Raw genomic sequence first — 232 nt, forward strand, 5'->3', positions numbered from 1 at the left:
GTGTAAGTTCCCGTTAGTGTGGCTGTACCGGCTCCGCTTAAAACTATGGTTTGATTGGCTCCGCCATCAATATTGTAGGTAACCGTTGCATTTGGCGTACCTGTAAAAGTGAAAGTAGCACTGTCGCCCAAACACAATATTGTTGGATTCACCGCTACACTCACTGTAGGTAATGGTAAAACGGTCAAAGTAACACTACTGGTTTGTGGATTAACACAAATCGGTGTACCCG

Annotated in this window: 1 protein-coding gene; it reads right to left on the reverse strand. The window is 44.8% G+C overall.

Translation table 11 applies throughout. The features are described 5' to 3' along the window. On the reverse strand, nucleotides 1-232 hold a 232-nt coding region (locus HA632_RS01895), incomplete at both ends, for a hypothetical protein (RefSeq protein WP_176305481.1).

The organism is Flavobacterium sp. J49 (genome assembly GCF_011742145.1).
Taxonomy (GTDB): Bacteria; Bacteroidota; Bacteroidia; order Flavobacteriales; family Flavobacteriaceae; genus Flavobacterium.